Here is a 16,417-nt window from a genome sequence, read left to right as displayed (position 1 = left end):
CGCGGGGGGTGAGCCGGTTCCCCGCCGGAGGGAGCCCCGCGGGCGGTCGCCGGGACCGATCCTGGAGCCATGTCCACTCCCCGCACCGCCACCCTCGCCACCGCCGTCGCGCTGCTCGCGCTCGTCCCCGCCGCATCGGCCGCCGCGGCCGCCGCCCCGGACGGCACCCGGATCACCGGCGCCCAGCCCGACGGCACCCGGATCACGGCCGCGCCGGCCGGGACCCGCGTGACCTGACCGGGCCGACGCCGGCGGGGGCGGGGGCCGCGCCGCGGCCCCTGCCCTCAGGCCTTGACCATCGGCAGCGCGTTCTCGAGCGCGTACTTGCCGAGGTGGCCCTCGGTGCCCGCGATCGGGTACTGGCCGCTGAAGCAGGCGTCGCAGTGGTCGGCGCGCTGGCCGCGGACGGCCTCGTAGACGCCCTCCAGCGACAGGTAGGCCAGCGACTCGCAGCCGATGTGGTCGCGGATCTCCTCGACCGTCCGCTCGTGGGCGACCATCTCCTCGCGGGAGGACATGTCGACCCCGTAGTGGCAGGGGTTGCGGATCGGCGGCGCGGTGATCCGGAAGTGGACCTCGCGGGCGCCGGCGTCGCGCAGCATCTTGACCAGCTGGCGGGTGGTGTTGCCGCGCACGATCGAGTCGTCGACGACCACCAGGCTCTTGCCCTCGATCACCTCGGGCAGCGGGTTGAACTTCAGCCGCAGGCCGTGCTGGCGCAGCTGGTCGCCGGGCTGGATGAACGTCCGCTGGACGTAGCGGTTCTTGACGAAGCCGTCGTCCATCGGGACGCCGCTGGCGGCCGCGAAGCCGCGGGCGGCGGGGATCCCCGAGTCGGGCACGGCGACGACCAGGTCGGCCCCCGGCGCCGGCGCCTCGCGGGCCAGGATCTCGCCCATCCGGACCCGGCTGCGCTGCAGCAGCTGGCCGTTCATCCGCGAGTCGGGCCGCGCGAAGTAGATGTACTCGAAGAGGCAGAAGGCCCGCCGCTCGCCGTCGATCACCTGGCGGCTGGTGACGCCGCGCTCGTCGAGCACGACCAGCTCGCCCGGCTCGACGTCGCGGACGTAGGTGGCACCGACGATGTCGAGCGCGCAGGTCTCCGAGGCGACCACCCAGGCGTCGCCCTCCAGCCGGCCGAGCACCAGCGGGTGGATCCCCTGCGGGTCGCGGAAGGCGCAGATCCGGTCGCGGTCCATCACCACGGTCGAGAAGGCGCCCCGCAGCCGCGGCATCGCCTCGGCGATCGCGTCCTCCAGCGAGTCGGCCTCGCCGGTCGAGAGCAGCGCGGCCATGATCTCGGAGTCGGTCGTGGCCCGGAAGTGGACGCCCTTGGCGACCAGCTCGCCGTGCAGCTCGACGGCGTTGATCAGGTTGCCGTTGTGGGCCAGCGCCAGCTCGCGGCGGTCGTTGCGGTGGACCGGCTGCGAGTTCTCCCACTCGTTGCCGCCGGTCGTCGAGTAGCGGGTGTGGCCGATCGCCAGGTCGCCGGTCAGGGCCCGCAGGTCGTGCTCGGTGAAGACCTGGCTGACCAGGCCGAGCGCGCGCTGCGTGATGATGTACCCGCCGCGGTCGGCGGACGCGATGCCCGCTGATTCCTGCCCGCGGTGCTGGAGGGCGTAGAGGCCGTAGTAGGCGAACTTCGCGACGTCCTGCTTGGGCGCGTAGACGCCGAAGACGCCACATTCGTGGCGGGGAGCGTCGCCGTGTTCGAGCGTGTCAGGGGCCATGACCGTGCGCGGTGGAAGGGAGCGGAAGGCACCGCGACGCCTGGTTCGAGAGTAACAGCCGCTTCACCGGTCACCCCGGCCGCTCGGACCTGTGCGCCAGCGCACACGAGCGGAGCGGCCGCCGGCCGGCTCCTAGACTCCCTCGCCCCCACCAGGAGCCGCCCATGCTCGAAGGCTTCGACCGGCTCGACGTCCCGGTCGGCGACCTCCAGATCCACGCCCGCGTCGCCGGCAGCGGTCCGCCGCTGCTGCTGCTGCACGGGTTCCCGCAGACCCACGCGATGTGGCACCGCGTGGCGCCGGCGCTGGCCGAGCGGTTCACCGTCGTCCTGACCGACCTGCGCGGCTACGGGGCCAGCAGCGCGCCGCCCGGCGATCCGCAGCACGAGACCTACGCCAAGCGGGCGATGGCCGCCGACCAGGTGGCGGTGATGGAGCGGCTGGGCTTCCCCCGCTTCCGGCTGGCCGGCCACGACCGCGGGGCGCGCTGCGCCTACCGGCTGGCGCTCGACCACCCCGAGCGGGTCGAGCGGCTGGCCGTGCTCGACGTGGTGCCGACGCTCGACGCGCTCGAACGGGTCGACGCGCGAACGGCGCAGGCGCTCTGGCGCTGGTTCCTGCTGGCCGCGCCGGCGCCGCTGCCGGAGCGGCTGATCGCGGCCGAGCCCGAGGCGCTGCTGTTCGGCCCCCACGCCGCGCTCTTCGCCCCCGAGGCGCTGGCGGCGTACCGGGCCGCGGCCGCCGATCCGGCCACCGTCCACGCGATGTGCGAGGACTACCGGGCGATGGTCGGTCCCGACCTGGAGCACGACCGCGCCGACCGCGCCGCCGGCCGCCGGATCGCCGCCCCGCTGCTGGCCCTGTGGGGCGCGCGGGCCCACGCCGGCCGCGACCACGACGTGCTGGAGACCTGGCGCGGATGGGCCGGCGACGTCCAGGGCCGGGCCCTCGACTGCGGCCACTTCCTGCCCGAGGAGGCGCCGGAGGAGACGCTGGCGGCGCTGCGGGCCTTCTTCGCCTAGCGCGACCGTCCCAGCCTGATACCCCGAGTATCAGCAGCGATCCAGGTCTGGCTGGGCGGCGGCGGTGCCCGCAAGATCGGGCGTCATGGCTCGCCGTTCAGTGCTCCCGCCGATCGCCCGTCGTGGCCCGACCCTGCTCGTGCTCGGGCTCGCCGGCGCGCTCGCCGCCAGCGGCTGCGGCAGCGACGACCCACCAGCGGCGTCGGCCGGGACGACGGCCTCGGGCGGCAACCTGACCTTCGCCTCGGAGAAGGAGCCCGACTGCTTCGACCCGCAGGTCTCGCAGGCCGACATCACCGGCGTGATCCTGCGCAACGTCTACGAGTCGCTGGTGGTCCAGAAGCCGGACGGCAGCTACGCCCCCTGGCTGGCCACCAAGTGGAAGGTCTCGCCCGACGGCCGCCGCTACACCTTCAGCCTCCGCGACGGCGTCCGCTTCAGCGACGGCACCCCCTTCGACGCCGCGGCGGTGAAGGCCAACTTCGACCGGATCGCCGACCCGAAGACGAAGTCGAAGTACGCGATCAGCCTGCTCGGCCCCTACCGCGACAGCCGCGTGCTCGATCCGCGGACGGTCGAGGTCCGCTTCAAGAGCCGCTTCGCGACCTTCCTCCGCTCGGCCTCGACGACCTACCTCGGCTTCCACTCCACCAAGTCGATCGAGGAGCACGGCTCGCGGCTCTGCGCCGGCAGCCCGGTCCAGGTCGGCACCGGTCCCTTCCTGCTGCGCTCCTACGTCCGCGGCCAGCGGCTGGAGCTGGTCCGCAACCCGCGCTACGACTCGGCGCCCGCTACCGCCGGCCACCGCGGCCCCGCCCACCTCGACCGCCTGACCTTCCGCTTCGTGCCCGACCCGACGGTGCGGGTCGGCAGCGTCGTCTCGCACCAGGTCGACGTCGCCGACGTGGTGCCGCCCAACCAGATCGACCAGATCGCGCGCGACGCGACGCTGAAGCTGGTCGGCACCGAGACCCCCGGCGTCGGCTACACGTACTTCCTCAACAGCGACAACTCGCTCTTCCGCGACCGCCGGCTGCGGCTGGCGGTGCAGCAGGCGTTCGACGTCGAGGCGGCGGTCAAGGCGGTCTACTTCGGCAAGTACCGGCGGGCCTGGAGCGTGCTGTCGCCGGCGACCCTCGGCTACGACCGCGCGCTCGAGGGGACCTGGAAGCACGACCCGCAGGCGGCCGGCCGGCTGCTCGACGAGGCCGGCTACGCGAAGCGCGACGGCGACGGCTACCGGACCAAGGACGGCAAGCGGCTCTCGACCCGGCTGCTCTACGTCCCCCAGTACACCTCGGAGGACCGTGCCGCGCTCGACCAGGCGCTGCAGGCCGACCTGAAGAAGGCCGGGATCGAGCTGAAGCTGGTGCCGCTCGACGCCGCCGCCTACGAGCCGGTCCGCAACCGCGGCGACTACGGCCTGATCGCCTTCGCCTGGGGCGGCGCCGACCCGGACATCCTGCGGGTGCTGTTCGACTCCAGCCAGCTGTTCGACGACGGCGGCAACAACGCCGCCCGGTTGCACGACCCGCAGGTCGACCGCTGGCTGCGGGCGGCCGGCGCGACCAGCGACGTCGGCGAGCGCAAGCGGCTCTACGCGCTCGTCCAGCAGAAGCTGATCGGCGACGGCGACGCGCTGCCGACCGGGGTGATCCAGCGCCAGATCGCGACCCGCAAGACGGTCACCGGCCTGCGCTTCGACGCCAACGGCTGGCCGCTCTTCTACGACGTCGCCAAGCAGGGCTGAGGGCCGCCGGTGCGCCACCCGACCGTCCGCCACGTCGCGCTGCGCCTGCTCGCGGGCGTCGGCGTGATGTGGGGCGCGGCGACGCTGACCTTCGTCGTGCTGCTGCTGGTGCAGGGCGACCAGGTCAGCGGCGTGGTCGGGACCGGCGCGCTGGTGACCCCGGAGGTGCGGGCCCAGATCGTCCACGAGTACGGCTTCGACCAGCCGATCGTCGTCCAGTACCTGCGCTGGATCGGCCACCTGCTGACCGGCGACCTCGGCCGCTCGTACCAGCTGAACACCACCGTCGGCGACGCCCTCGCCGGCCAGATCGGCCCGACCGCCGCGCTGGCCGGCGCGGCGACGGCGATCGCGCTGACGGCCTCGCTGACGCTGGCGCTGCTGACCGCCGGCCGCGGGCGGCTGGTGCGGGGCGTGGCGTCGGCGGTCGAGCTGGTGGCGGTCGCGGTGCCGGCGTTCTGGGTCGGCCTGCTGGCCCTGACCTACCTCTCCTTCCGCTGGGGCGTCTTCCCCGGCGCGGGCAGCGGCGGGCTCGGCGGCCTGCTGCTGCCGTCGCTGGTGCTGGCGCTGCCGCTGACCGGGCTGCTGACCCAGGTGCTGCGGCAGGCGCTCGACGAGGCGCTGGCCCAGCCGTTCGCGCTCAGCGCCCGCGCGCGCGGAGCCGGCCCGGTGGCGCTGATCGCCCGCCACGCCCTTCGCCACGCGCTGGCCACGCTGACGACGCTGGTCGGCTGGATGGTGGCGACCCTCTTCGGCGGCGCGGTCCTGATCGAGACCGTCTTCGCCCGCCCCGGGCTCGGGCGGGTGCTGCTGTCGGCGGTCACCTCGCGCGACCTGCCGGTGGTGAGCGCGATCGTGCTGCTGGTGGCGGCGGTCTTCACCGTCGTCAACCTGCTGGTCGACCTGGCCTACCGCTGGATCGACCCGCGGTTGCGGACCGCCCCCGCGGCGACCGCCGCCCGCCCGACCGCGGAGCCGGCGTGAGCACCGCCGCCGCGACCCCGCTGCTGCCGCGCGCCGCCCGCGGCCGCCGCCGTGTCCGGCCGACGGTGGCGGTCGCCCTGGCCGTCGCCGCGCTGCTGCTGCTGATGGCGCTCTGTCCCGGCCTGCTCGCCCACCAGGACCCGAACGCGACCGAGACCGCGCGGGCGCTGCGCGGGCCCTCGCTCGACCACCTGCTCGGCACCGACCGGCTCGGTCGCGACGTCTTCAGCCGGGTCGTCCACGGCGCCCGCACCTCGCTGGCGATCGGGCTCGGGGCGACGGCGATCGGGCTGCTGGTCGGGTCGCTGGTCGGGGCGCTCGCCGGCTTCGGTCCACGGTTGGTCGACGGGCTGCTGATGCGGGTGATCGACGTGCTCGCCGCGATCCCCGAGCTGCTGCTGGCGCTGGTCGCGATCGTCGTCCTCGGCAGCGGCTCGGCGAACGTCGCGGCGGCGATCGGCGTCGCCAGCATCCCCAACCTGGCGCGCCTGGTCCGGGCCCAGGTGCTGGTGCTGCGCGAGGCCGAGTTCGTGGTCGCCGCCCGCACGCTCGGCCGCGGCCCGGCCTGGCTGGTGCTGCGCCACGTGCTGCCGAACGCGGTCGGCCCGGTGCTGGCGCTGGCGGCGATCTCGACCGGCAGCGCCGTCGTCGCCGGGGCCGGGCTCAGCTACCTGGGCTTCGGCCCCGGGCCGCCGTCGCCGGAGTGGGGCAGCATGCTGGTCGAGGGCCAGGACGTGATGCAGGACGCGCCCTGGACGGTGCTGTTCCCCGGCCTGGCGGTGGCGACGGTGGTGCTCTGCGCCAGCGTGCTCGGGCGCGAGCTGCGCGGGAGCGACCGGTGAGCGAGCCGCTGCTCGACGTCCGTGGGCTGCGGATCGGCTTCGGCCGCGGCGCCGCCGCCCGCGAGGTGGTCCACGGGATCGACCTGCGGATCGGGCCCGGCGAGTGCCTGGCGCTGGTCGGCGAGTCCGGCTCGGGCAAGAGCGTCAGCGCCCGCGCGCTGGTCGGCCTGGCCGGGGCCGGGGCACGGTTGACGGCCGAGCGGCTGACCGTCGCCGGTCACGACGGCCGCGGCCTCCGCGATCGCGGCTGGCGGGCGATCCGCGGCCGCGACGTCGGCTTCGTGCTGCAGGACGCGCTGACCGCGCTCGACCCGCTGCGGACGGTCGGGGCCGAGGTCGCCGAGCCGTTGCGGATCCACCGCGACCTCTCGCGCGCGGCGACCACGGTCGAGGTCGAGCGGCGGCTGGCCGCGGCCGGGATCCCCGACCCCGAGCGGCGCCGCCGCCAGCACCCGCACGAGCTGTCGGGCGGGCTGCGGCAGCGGGCGCTGATCGCAACCGCGCTGGCCGCCGACCCGCCGCTGCTGATCGCCGACGAGCCGACGACCGCGCTCGACGTGACCGTCCAGGCCCGGATCCTGGAGCTGCTGGCGTCGCTGAAGGAGGCCGGCCGCGGGCTGCTGCTGGTCAGCCACGACCTGGCGGTGGTGGCCCGGATCGCCGACCGGATCGCGGTGATGGACGGCGGCCGGATCGTCGAGCAGGGAACCGCCGCGCGCGTGATCGGCGCGCCCGAGCATCCCGCCACCCGGACGCTGCTCGACGCGATCCCGCGGGGCCGGCGGGCGCCCGCCGCCGCGCCCGCGCCGGCCGGCCGAGAGGAGCCGCTGCTGCGGGCGACCGACCTGCGCAAGCGCTACCGCGACGCCGCCGGCCACGAGCGCGATGCCCTCGCCGGCGTCAGCGCGACCGTCCGCCGCGGCGAGACGCTGGGCGTGGTCGGCGAGTCCGGCTCCGGCAAGACCACGCTGGCGCGGACGCTGCTCGGCCTGCTGGAGCCCGACGCCGGCACCGTCGCCCTCCACGGCCAGCGCTGGAGCGGGCTCCGCGAGCGCGACCGGCGGCCGCGACGGCCGGCCGTCCAGCACGTGCCCCAGGACCCGCTGAGCGCGCTCGACCCGCGCCACGACGTGCGCGCGGTCCTGCGCGAGGCGCTCGGCGGCCGCCGGCTCCGCGACCGCGGCCAGGACCGGCGGCTGGTGGCGCTGCTGGAGGAGGTCGGGCTGCCGGCGGCGCTGCTCGACCACCGTCCCGGCCAGCTCTCCGGCGGCCAGCGGCAGCGGGTGGCGATCGCCCGCGCGCTCGCGGTCGGCGGCGGCGAGGGGCTCGAGCTGCTGGTCTGCGACGAGCCGGTCTCGGCCCTCGACGTCCGCACCCAGGCCCAGATCCTGCGGCTGCTCGACCGGATCCAGCGCGACCGGCGGCTGGCGATCGTGTTCGTCTCCCACGACCTCGCCGTCGTCCGCGAGGTCTGCGACCGGGTGCTGGTGATGCGCGACGGCCGGGTCGTCGAGGAGGGGCCGGTGGCGACGATCTTCGACCGGCCCGCCCACCCCTACACCCGCGAGCTGCTCGCGGCGACGCCGACGCTCGACCGGCCGGCCGCCCCGCCCGAGCGCGAGGAGGTCCTGCGTTGAGCTTCGAGCTGCGCGGCGGCGTGCGCGCCGCCGCGATCCCCGGCGACGACCCGGCCGCGCGCGAGGTGCTGCGCTTCGCCAGCGACCCGCGCGAGCGCGACGCCGACCCCGACCACGTGGTCGCCGTCGCCCGCGCCGACGAGCAGGACGGGATCGACAGCGCGCTGGTGGTCGCGTCCTCGTCGTGGCCCGACCCGTGGCTGGTGGCCGCCTGGGCGCTGGCGGCGACCTCGCGGTTGCGGGTGGTGCTGGCCCACCGGATCGGGCTGACCGCCCCGACCGCCGCCGCCCGCGCGCTGCTGACCCTCGACCGGCTCTCGCGCGGGCGGGCCGGCGTCCACCTGATCCTCGGCTCCTCCGACGCCGACGTGCTGCGCGACGGCGACCCGCTCGACAAGGCCGAGCGCTACGAGCGGGCGGCCGAGTTCCTCGAGCTGTTCGCCCGCACGCTCGACGCCGAGCGGCCGTTCGACCACGAGGGCCGCCACTACCGGGTCCGCGACGCGCTCTCCGGCGTCCGGCCGCTGCCCGGCCGCCGGCCCGAGCTGTCGTTCGCGGGCTCGTCGCCGGCCGGGATCGCGCTCGCCGCCCAGTACGCCGACGTCTACGGCGTGGCGGCCCAGGACCCGGCCGCGACCCGGGCGCTGATCGACCAGGCCCAGGCCGCCGCGGCCGGCCACGGGCGGCGGCTGCGGATCTGGGCCAACGCGCGGCTGCTGCTGGCCGAGGACGACGCCGCGGCCGAGCGGCGGGCGGCGGCGATCGTCGCCCGCGCCGGCGCGTTGGCCGGGCGCGCCGGCGACCCGGCCTGGATCGCCCGCGTCGCTCCGCCCGGCCACGATCCGCGGCCGACCGCCGACGGGCTGCGGGCCGCGGTGGCCGCCGCCCTCGAGCGCACGATCGTCGGCGGCCCGGCGACCGTCGCCCGTCGGCTGCGGACGCTGCGGGAGATCGGCGTCGACGTGCTCCAGATCCAGCTGCCGCTGGAGGACGAGCGCGACCGCGAGCTGCGGCGGGCGCTGCTCGACGAGCTGCGCGATCCGGCCCCGGCGGCGGTCGCCGCCGCCACCGCGCCGTAGCCGGACGCCCGATCCGCTCGGCGGCGGCCCGGCCGTCCGCTACCGTCGGCCGCCGGATGAGCACCGCCGCCCTGGCCGCCGGCAAGACCGCGTGGGCCCGCAACCTCGCGGCGCCGATCCGGCGCTACCTGCACGCCGAGATCGGCGGCTCGCTGATCCTGGTCGCGGCGATCGCGGCGGCGCTGGTCTGGGCCAACGTCGCCCCCGGCTCGTACGAGCGGCTGTGGGAGACGAGCGCCTCGATCGCCGTCGGCGACCACCGGCTGGAGACCGACCTCCGCGGCTGGATCAACGAGGGGCTGATGACGCTCTTCTTCCTGGTCGTCGGGCTGGAGGCGAAGCGCGAGCTGGACGTCGGCGAGCTGCGCGAGCGCTCGCGGATGGCGCTGCCGGCGGTGGCGGCGATCGGTGGGATGCTGGCCGCCGCCGCGGCCTACCTGGCGATCAACGCCGGCGGCTCGGGCGCGTCGGGCTGGGGCGCGGCGGTCTCGACCGACACCGCGCTGGCGCTCGGCGCGCTGGCGCTGGTGACCCGCGGGCGCGGCCTGCGGGCGCGGGTCTTCCTGCTCTCGATGGTGGTCAGCGACGATCTGATCGCGCTCCTGATCATCGCCCTCGCCTACACCGAGACGGTCTCGCCGGGGGCGCTGGCGGTCGCGCTCGGGCTGTTCGCGCTGCTGATCGCGCTCCGCTTCCTGAGCGTCGCCTGGCGGGCGCCGGTCGCGGTCGTGGTCGGCTTCGGCGTCTGGCTGGCGATGTTCGAGTCGGGGGTCGACCCGGTGATCGCCGGGCTCGCGATCGGCCTGGTGACGACCGCCTACCCGCCGGCCCGCGACGACCTGGAGCGCAGCACCGAGCTGGCCCGCTCGTTCCGCGAGCAGCCCTCGCCCGAGGCCGCCAGCTCGGTGCGGGCGGGGATGAACGCGGCGATCTCGGCCAACGAGCGGCTGCAGTACCTGCTGCACCCGTGGACCAGCCGGGTGGTGGTGCCGCTGTTCGCGCTCGCCAACGCCGGCGTCCACCTGGACGGCGAGCTGCTCTCGCGGGCGGTCGCCTCGCCGATCACGATCGGGCTGCTGGTGGCGTTCGTGGTCGCCAAGCCGCTCGGGGTGCTGGCGGCGACCTGGGTCGCGTCGCGGCCGTTCTTCGGCGGCGCCCGGCCGACGCTGACCTGGCCGGCGCTGGCGATCACCGCCGCCTCGGCCGGGGTCGGCTTCACCGTCTCGCTGCTGGTCGCCTCGCTCGCCTTCGACGGCCCGCGGCTGGAGGAGGCGAAGGTCGGCGTGCTGCTGACGGCGCTGCTCTCGCCGCTGGTCGCGACGCTCGGGGTGCGGATCCTGCGGCGGCTGCCGGAGGAGGTCCGGGCCCGCCAGCTGGAGGCGACCGCGCCGCCGATCGCCGACCTCGCCGACGAGGTCGACCCCGCGACCGACCACGTCCGCGGCACCCTCGACGCCCCGCTCACGCTGCTCGAGTACGGCGACCTGGAGTGCCCCTACTGCCGCGACGCCTGGACCGTCGTCGAGCGGCTCCAGGAGCAGTTCGGCGACCAGCTCCGCTACGTCTTCCGGCACCTGCCGCTGAGCGACGTCCACCCCGGCGCCCAGCTGGCGGCCGAGGCCTCGGAGGCCGCCGCCGCCCAGGGCGCGTTCTGGGAGATGCACGAGCGGCTGCTGCACGACGACGACGGGCTCAGCGGCCGCGACCTGCTGCGTCACGCCGCCGAGCTGGGCCTCGACGTCGAGCGCTTCGCCGACGACCTGCGGCGCCGCCGGCACGCGCCCCGGGTCGCCCGCGACGTCCAGAGCGCGGACGCCTCGGGCGTCTCCGGGACGCCGACCTTCTTCGTCAACGGCCGCCGCCACCAGGGGGCGTACGACCACGAGGCGCTGGCTACCGCGCTGCGCGCCGCGGCCTTGCGCGCCACAGCCGGACGCTGATCGGGTAGACGAGCCCGTCGCGCGCCTGGCGGGCGGCCGCGGCCTCGCCGACCGCGGCGAAGAACGCCTCCTCCTCGGCCGCCGGCACCCGGCGGCTGAAGTAGGTGCCGAAGGTCGAGGCGTGGAAGCGCGCGTACTGCTCGGCGCTGGCCGTCTCGACGGCCACCTCCCGCTCCTCGATCGCGTCGAGCGCGAAGACCGCCGCCAGCAGCCGCTGGACGTCGGCCGCCGGCCGCGCCCGGACCGCCATCGGCAGCACCGCCCCGAAGTCGTCGATCCCGAGCGCGGCGTAGGCCTCGCGAGCGACGACGTCCTCCGCCCCCAGGCCGTCCGGGCCGACGTGCGGGTGGTGGGTGGTCAGCAGCAGCGCGCCGTCGTCGGCCAGGTGGGCGGCGATCCAGGCCAGCGCCCGCTCCTCGTCCGGATGCAGCCAGTGGAGGACCGAGGTGGCGGTGATCAGGTCGAACCGCTCGCCGAGCGGGTCGAGCGCCAGCAGGTCGCCCTGGCGGATCTCGGCCCGGGCGCCGAGCCGGGCGCGGGCCTCGGCCACCCGGGTCGCCGCGCCGTCGATCCCGAGCGTCCGGCCGAGCGACGGCCAGCGCCCGTGAGCGGCCTGCAGCAGCGCCCCGGTCCCGCAGCCGAGGTCGGCCAGCGACCCGGGCGCGGCCGGCGCCAGCGACAGCACCCAGTCGAGGTCCTGGCTCTGGCGGAGGCCGGCGACCTCGTCGTAGCCGGCCAGGTCGCGGGCCCGCTGGAGCGCGCTCATCGGCCGGCCTCCGGCAGCGGCTCGGCGATCAGCGACCGCAGCCGGTCGAGCAGCTCGCGCTGGTCGTGGCGGCGGAAGAGGTTGATCCGGTTGCGGGCGACGTCGCCGCGGTGGACGACCTCGTAGAGGTCCTGGCGCTGGCCGAAGCTGTCGGCGGTCAGGTCCCAGGCCAGCCGGAACAGTCGCGACTTCTCGGCCGGGCCGATCTCGCGCCCGCCCATGTAGCGGTCGAGGAAGGGCCGCAGCTCGGGGTTGGCCAGGTCGCCCTCGGTCGGCTGCATCAGGATCCCCGACTGGCCGATCCCGCGCACGATCCGCAGCGCGCTGGAGGCGACCTCGGCCGACCAGATCGCCGCCGCCGGGGTCGGTCCCGGCGCCAGCAGGCCGCCGTCGGTGACCCGCGCGGTCGCCTCGCCGGCGTCGAGGAAGTGGTCGAGGATCTCGACGTAGCTGGCCAGCCGCCCCAGGTCCTCCTGGATGTTGCGGAAGCCGGCGACCCCGATCGCGTCGGCGACCAGCGTCCCGATCGCGAGCAGCGTCCGCAGCCGCTCGCGGTAGCGGATCTGGCCCACGTACTGGCTCCAGGCGTTGATCCGCCCCAGCCCCTCCAGCGCCAGCGCGCCGTCGCGGAGCAGGAAGACGCGGTCGGCCGGGACCTCGACGTCGTCGAAGAAGAGCATCGCGTCCTGCTCGTCGAAGCGCTGGCCGAAGGGATGGGCGTGGCCGTGGCCGCCGGTCCCGAGCGGTTCGCGGGCCAGGATCTGGAGCCCCGGGGTGGCGATCGGCAGCGCGAACCAGACGACGAACTCCTCCGCCTCGCGGCCGGCGAACGAGGCCGACAGGTAGACCAGCACCTCGTGGGCGTAGGGCGCCAGCGTGGTCAGCTGCTTGGCGCCGCGGACCACCAGCCCGCCGTCGTCGCGCCGCTCGACGATCCGCAGCGCGTGGTCGGGGTTCTCCGCGACGCTGGCGCTGCGGTCGATCTGGGGATCGCCGAGGGCGTGGGTCAGCACCAGGTCGTTGCGGGCGACGTGGTGGTACCAGGCGCGGGCGTTCTCGCCGTGGCCGGCGCCGTTGTGCTCCAGCCGGCCGGCGAAGTCGAGCAGCCCGACGGCGATCGTCGACATGAAGACGGGCGAGCGGCCGTGCTGGCCCCACGACTCCCGCAGCCAGTGCTCGGCGGCGGCGCGCAGCGCCCGCAGGTCGTCGAGGTCGCGCGGCGGGTGGTAGCCGCGGGCGGTCCGCAGGCCGCTGTGCGGCTCGGGGACGGTCAGCAGGTCGCGCAGCGCCGGGTCGTGCTGGCGGTCGAGCTGGCGGGCCAGCTCGTCGACCGTCGGCGCGAAGGCCGGATGGCGCGCGACGTCGACCCGCTCGCCGTCGAGCCAGACGTTGCGGCCGTCGTCGAGGCTGGCGCGATAGCGGTCGCCGTCGAGCACGCCGAGCGGTGGATCGGCGGGCGCGAGCAGCGGGCGGACGGGGACGGGACGGACGGTGCTCATCGGGAGCGCTCCTGGGGGGACGTCGGGATGGGACGAGACGGCGTGGTAGCGGCCGGCGTGGTGGATCAGGGGCCCGCCCGCCCCGCCCGCCCCGCCCGCCCCGCCGGCCTCCGCTTCGCCGGTGCCGACGGCCAGCACCCGGCCGACGACGATCACGTGGTCGCCCGCGGGGACGACCTCGGCGACGCGGCAGCCGAACCAGCTGAGGCAGCTGTCGAGCACCGGCGCGTCCTCGCGGACGGGGGCGACGAAGGCCGCCGGGGCCGGGCCGCTGCGGCGGTCGGCGGCGGTGGCGAACCAGTCGGAGACGGCGTGCTGGTCGTGGCGCAGGACGCTGATGCCGAAGCCGCCGCCGGCGCGCAGCGTGTCGACCAGCGGCGAGCGGCCGCCGATCGCGGCCCCGACCAGCGGCGGGTCGAGCGACAGCGAGCTGAAGGCGGAGACGGTCTTGGCGGTCGTCGCCCCGCCGCGGCGGGCGGCGACGACCGTGACCCCGCTGGCGAAGCGGCCGGCGGCGGCGCGGAAGGCGTCGGCGGTCGGGACGGCGCTCATCGGATCCGGACCCCGTACTCGTCGAGCCAGCGGTCGAGCGTCAGCAGGAAGTCGAGCCCGCCGGTCGGGTGCGGCGCCGCCCGCGGCCCCGGAATCCGGGTGCCGTCGCGCAGGTGGCGGGCGACGACGTCGCGGTCGACCAGCTCGAAGACGCGGGCGTCGCGCTCCAGCAGCTCGCCGACCCGCTCCCGCAGCTCGTCGCCGTAGGCGCTGGCCGAGGTCGCCGGGTAGCCGCTCTTCGGCCGCCGCAGGACCGCGTCCGGCAGCACGTCGCCGATCGCCCGCCGCAGCAGCCCCTTGGCCTCGCCGCCGGTCGTCTTCAGCTCCCAGGGGACGTTCCACAGGTACTCGACGACGTGGTGGTCGGCGAACGGCACCCGCGCCTCGAGCGCCGTCGCCATGCTCATCCGGTCCTTGCGCTCGAGCACCGCCGGCAGCCAACGGGTCAGGGCCAGGTAGGAGAGCGTCCGCGCACGGGCGTCGGCCGCCGGCTCGCCGGCCAGCGCGGGGACCTCGTCGAGCGCCTCGGCCAGCCGCGCGCGGACGTAGCCGTCGGGGTCGACCGCCTGCCGCACCTCCGGCCGCAGCAGCGCGACCGGGCTGCGGCGGCCGACCAGCCACGGGAACTGCTCGACCGGGCCGCGGGCGCCGTCGTGGAAGAACGAGTAGCCGCCGAAGACCTCGTCGGCGACCTCGCCCGAGAGCGCGACGGTGGCGTGCTCGCGGACGCCGCGGAAGAGCAGGTAGAGCGAGGTGTCCGGCTCGCCCCAGCCGGGCAGGTCGCGGGCGTCGAGCCCGATCCCGCGGTGGCGGGCCAGCTCGCGGCCGGCGACGACGATCCGCCGGTGGCTGGTGCCGACGTGGCCGACGACCGCGTCGACGTAGGGCTGGTCCTCGCTGCGGTTCCACTCCCCCAGCCGCTCCGGGCCCTCGTCGGGCGGGAAGTCGACCGAGTAGGTGTCGGTGCCGTCGCCGTTGCGCTGGCGGGCCGCGAGCGCGACCAGGGCGCTGGAGTCGATCCCGCCCGAGAGCAGGAACCCGAGCGGCACGTCGCTCTGGAGCTGGCGCCCGACCGCCGCCGCGACCAGCCCCCGGACCCGCAGCGCGGTCGCGTCGAGGCCGTCGAGGTGCGGGCGGGTCGGCAGCTGCCACCAGCGCCGCTCGCGGACGCCGCCGCGGGTGACCCGGACCAGGTGGCCGGGACGGACCTGGCGCAGCCCGCGGTAGACCCCGTGGCCGGGCGTCGGCGCGGTCGCGAGCGCGAACAGCTCGGCGATCCCGTCGTGGTCCAGCTCGGGGGCGAACAGCGGGTTGGCCAGGATCGCCTTCGGCTCGGAGCCGAACAGCAGCGCCCCGGCGCCGGCCGCCGCGTAGTAGAGCGGCTTGATCCCGAGCCGGTCGCGGACCAGCAGCAGCTCCTGGGCCGGCACGTCCCAGACGGCGAAGGCGAACATCCCGTTCAGGTGCGAGGCCAGGTCGGCGCCCCACTCCAGGTAGGCGCGGAGCACGACCTCGGTGTCGGAGCGGGTCCGGAAGCCGTGGCCGCGGGCGGTCAGCTCGGCCCGCAGCTCGCGGTGGTTGTAGACCTCGCCGCTGTAGGTGATGACGGCCAGCGGCGTGCCCTCGGCGTCGCGGGCGACCATCGGCTGGACGCCGCCCTCGAGGTCGATGATCGCCAGCCGCCGGTGGCCGAGCGCCACGTGGCGGTCGAGCCAGACGCCGGCGGCGTCGGGTCCGCGCGGGACCATCGTGTCGGTCATCGCCTCGACGACGGGCCGCTCGCGCCGCAGGTCGCGGCCCCAGTCGACCCAGCCGGTCACGCCGCACATGCGCCGTCCTCCTGGCGGTCGCCGCGGGCGCGGGCGGTCCAGCGGCAGCCGGGGCCGTCGTCGTGCTCCAGCAGCTCGTAGACCGGCTCGTAGCCGCGCGCCGCGACGTTGGCGGCCATCGACTTCGTGCAGTACTCGCACGGTGAGCGGAGGGTCAGCGGGACGCCGCGGGCCCGCGCCTGCTCGCGGTAGTCCCAGATCGCGCAGTGGGAGATCTCGACCGTCGCCGTCTCGCGGCCGGCCGGGCCGATCGCGTAGGTCGAGCCGTAGAGCTCGGCCTGGCGGGCGATCCGCTCGATCGGGTCGCGGGCGCCGCCGCCGCGATCGCGCTCGACGAGGGCGTGGACCTCGGCGTTGCGGCCGGCCCACTCGCGCATCGCCTCGTGGCCGAAGCGCGAGACCAGGAACCGCTCCATCAGCGCCTGGCCGCGGAAGAAGATCGCCTGCCAGCCGTCGGGGCCGGCGTCGTCGCCGGGCAGGTCGGCGAAGAGCGCCGAGCGGGTCCGGATCCACGACGCGATCACGTCGTCGTCGGCGCGGGCGGCGAGGTAGCGGGTCATGCCGGCCTCGGCCTCGAACAGCCGCTGGCGCCAGAGGGCGGCGTGCTCGGCGGCGGACAGGTCGAGCTGGTGCGGCGGGGGCCGCAGGACGGTGGTACGGGACATCGGTACGCCTCGGAGGGGGGTGGGACGGGCGGACGAAGCTAATCTAGTAATTCTCGATCAGCTTTCATGCAAATTAGCACTGGGCGGCGTCGAGTTCCAGCGATCGACGCCGCTGATCGCGG

At 76.0% G+C, this 16,417-nt stretch carries 13 protein-coding genes; 8 read left to right on the top strand and 5 right to left on the bottom strand.

What is annotated here, in order from left to right; genetic code table 11:
• Nucleotides 1-69: 69 nt before the first annotated feature.
• Nucleotides 70-237, top strand: coding sequence for a hypothetical protein (locus tag SH587_RS10860; protein WP_320670629.1), 168 nt, complete (start codon nt 70-72; stop codon nt 235-237).
• Nucleotides 238-284: 47 nt separating this feature from the next.
• Here the strand turns inward: SH587_RS10860 and purF are convergent, their stop codons facing one another.
• On the bottom strand, nt 285-1,730 hold the full coding sequence (purF, locus tag SH587_RS10855; RefSeq protein ID WP_320670628.1) for an amidophosphoribosyltransferase: 1,446 nt from the start codon (nt 1,728-1,730) through the stop codon (nt 285-287).
• Nucleotides 1,731-1,894: 164 nt separating this feature from the next.
• Here purF and SH587_RS10850 point away from each other — a divergent pair, with 164 nt between their 5' ends.
• From SH587_RS10850 to SH587_RS10820, 7 genes are all read left to right on the top strand, one after another.
• Entirely contained in the window at nt 1,895-2,752 is an 858-nt protein-coding gene (locus SH587_RS10850) for an alpha/beta fold hydrolase (RefSeq protein ID WP_320670627.1), read from the top strand.
• Nucleotides 2,753-2,837: 85 nt separating this feature from the next.
• Nucleotides 2,838-4,502, top strand: coding sequence for an ABC transporter substrate-binding protein (locus SH587_RS10845; RefSeq protein WP_320670626.1), 1,665 nt, complete (start codon nt 2,838-2,840; stop codon nt 4,500-4,502).
• Nucleotides 4,503-4,511: 9 nt separating this feature from the next.
• The gene (locus SH587_RS10840) at nt 4,512-5,486 is read left to right on the top strand and encodes an ABC transporter permease (RefSeq protein WP_320670625.1); all 975 of its coding nucleotides are present in this window, start codon (nt 4,512-4,514) and stop codon (nt 5,484-5,486) included.
• A complete protein-coding gene (locus SH587_RS10835; protein ID WP_320670624.1) occupies nt 5,483-6,328 on the top strand; it encodes an ABC transporter permease in 846 nt (281 codons plus the stop codon). Before SH587_RS10840 ends, SH587_RS10835 begins: the two co-directional genes overlap by 4 nt.
• The gene (locus tag SH587_RS10830; RefSeq protein WP_320670623.1) at nt 6,325-7,965 is read left to right on the top strand and encodes a dipeptide ABC transporter ATP-binding protein; all 1,641 of its coding nucleotides are present in this window, start codon (nt 6,325-6,327) and stop codon (nt 7,963-7,965) included. Before SH587_RS10835 ends, SH587_RS10830 begins: the two co-directional genes overlap by 4 nt.
• Nucleotides 7,962-9,044: an LLM class flavin-dependent oxidoreductase gene (locus SH587_RS10825; protein ID WP_320670622.1), complete on the top strand. Its 1,083-nt coding sequence runs from the start codon at nt 7,962-7,964 to the stop codon at nt 9,042-9,044. Before SH587_RS10830 ends, SH587_RS10825 begins: the two co-directional genes overlap by 4 nt.
• Before the next feature lie 56 nt (nt 9,045-9,100).
• Nucleotides 9,101-10,984 (top strand): Na+/H+ antiporter NhaA, encoded by a 1,884-nt coding sequence (locus SH587_RS10820; protein ID WP_320670621.1) that lies wholly within the window; start codon nt 9,101-9,103, stop codon nt 10,982-10,984.
• On the opposite strand, the gene SH587_RS10815 is transcribed toward SH587_RS10820, so the two are convergent.
• From SH587_RS10815 to SH587_RS10800, 4 genes are read right to left on the bottom strand one after another with little or no spacing between them, the layout of a single operon-like run.
• Nucleotides 10,938-11,750, bottom strand: a complete 813-nt coding sequence (locus SH587_RS10815; RefSeq protein ID WP_320670620.1) for a class I SAM-dependent methyltransferase — start codon at nt 11,748-11,750, stop codon at nt 10,938-10,940. The two genes, SH587_RS10820 and SH587_RS10815, sit on opposite strands and share 47 nt — an antisense overlap.
• The gene (locus SH587_RS10810; RefSeq protein WP_320670619.1) at nt 11,747-13,801 is read right to left on the bottom strand and encodes a 4-hydroxyphenylacetate 3-hydroxylase N-terminal domain-containing protein; all 2,055 of its coding nucleotides are present in this window, start codon (nt 13,799-13,801) and stop codon (nt 11,747-11,749) included. The genes SH587_RS10815 and SH587_RS10810 overlap by 4 nt, the downstream gene beginning before the upstream one ends.
• Nucleotides 13,798-15,630 carry an asparagine synthase (glutamine-hydrolyzing) gene (gene asnB, locus SH587_RS10805; protein ID WP_320670618.1) on the bottom strand — a complete coding sequence of 611 codons (1,833 nt, stop codon included), beginning with the start codon at nt 15,628-15,630 and terminating at the stop codon, nt 13,798-13,800. Before asnB ends, SH587_RS10810 begins: the two co-directional genes overlap by 4 nt.
• Nucleotides 15,618-16,295, bottom strand: coding sequence for a hypothetical protein (locus SH587_RS10800; protein ID WP_320670617.1), 678 nt, complete (start codon nt 16,293-16,295; stop codon nt 15,618-15,620). Before SH587_RS10800 ends, asnB begins: the two co-directional genes overlap by 13 nt.
• Nucleotides 16,296-16,417: the final 122 nt, after the last annotated feature.

It is taken from the genome of Patulibacter defluvii, assembly GCF_034096925.1.
GTDB classification, from domain to species: domain Bacteria; phylum Actinomycetota; class Thermoleophilia; order Solirubrobacterales; family Solirubrobacteraceae; genus Patulibacter; species Patulibacter defluvii.
Note: the sequence above shows the minus strand (reverse complement) of the source record. Positions and strands in the feature narration are given on the sequence as shown.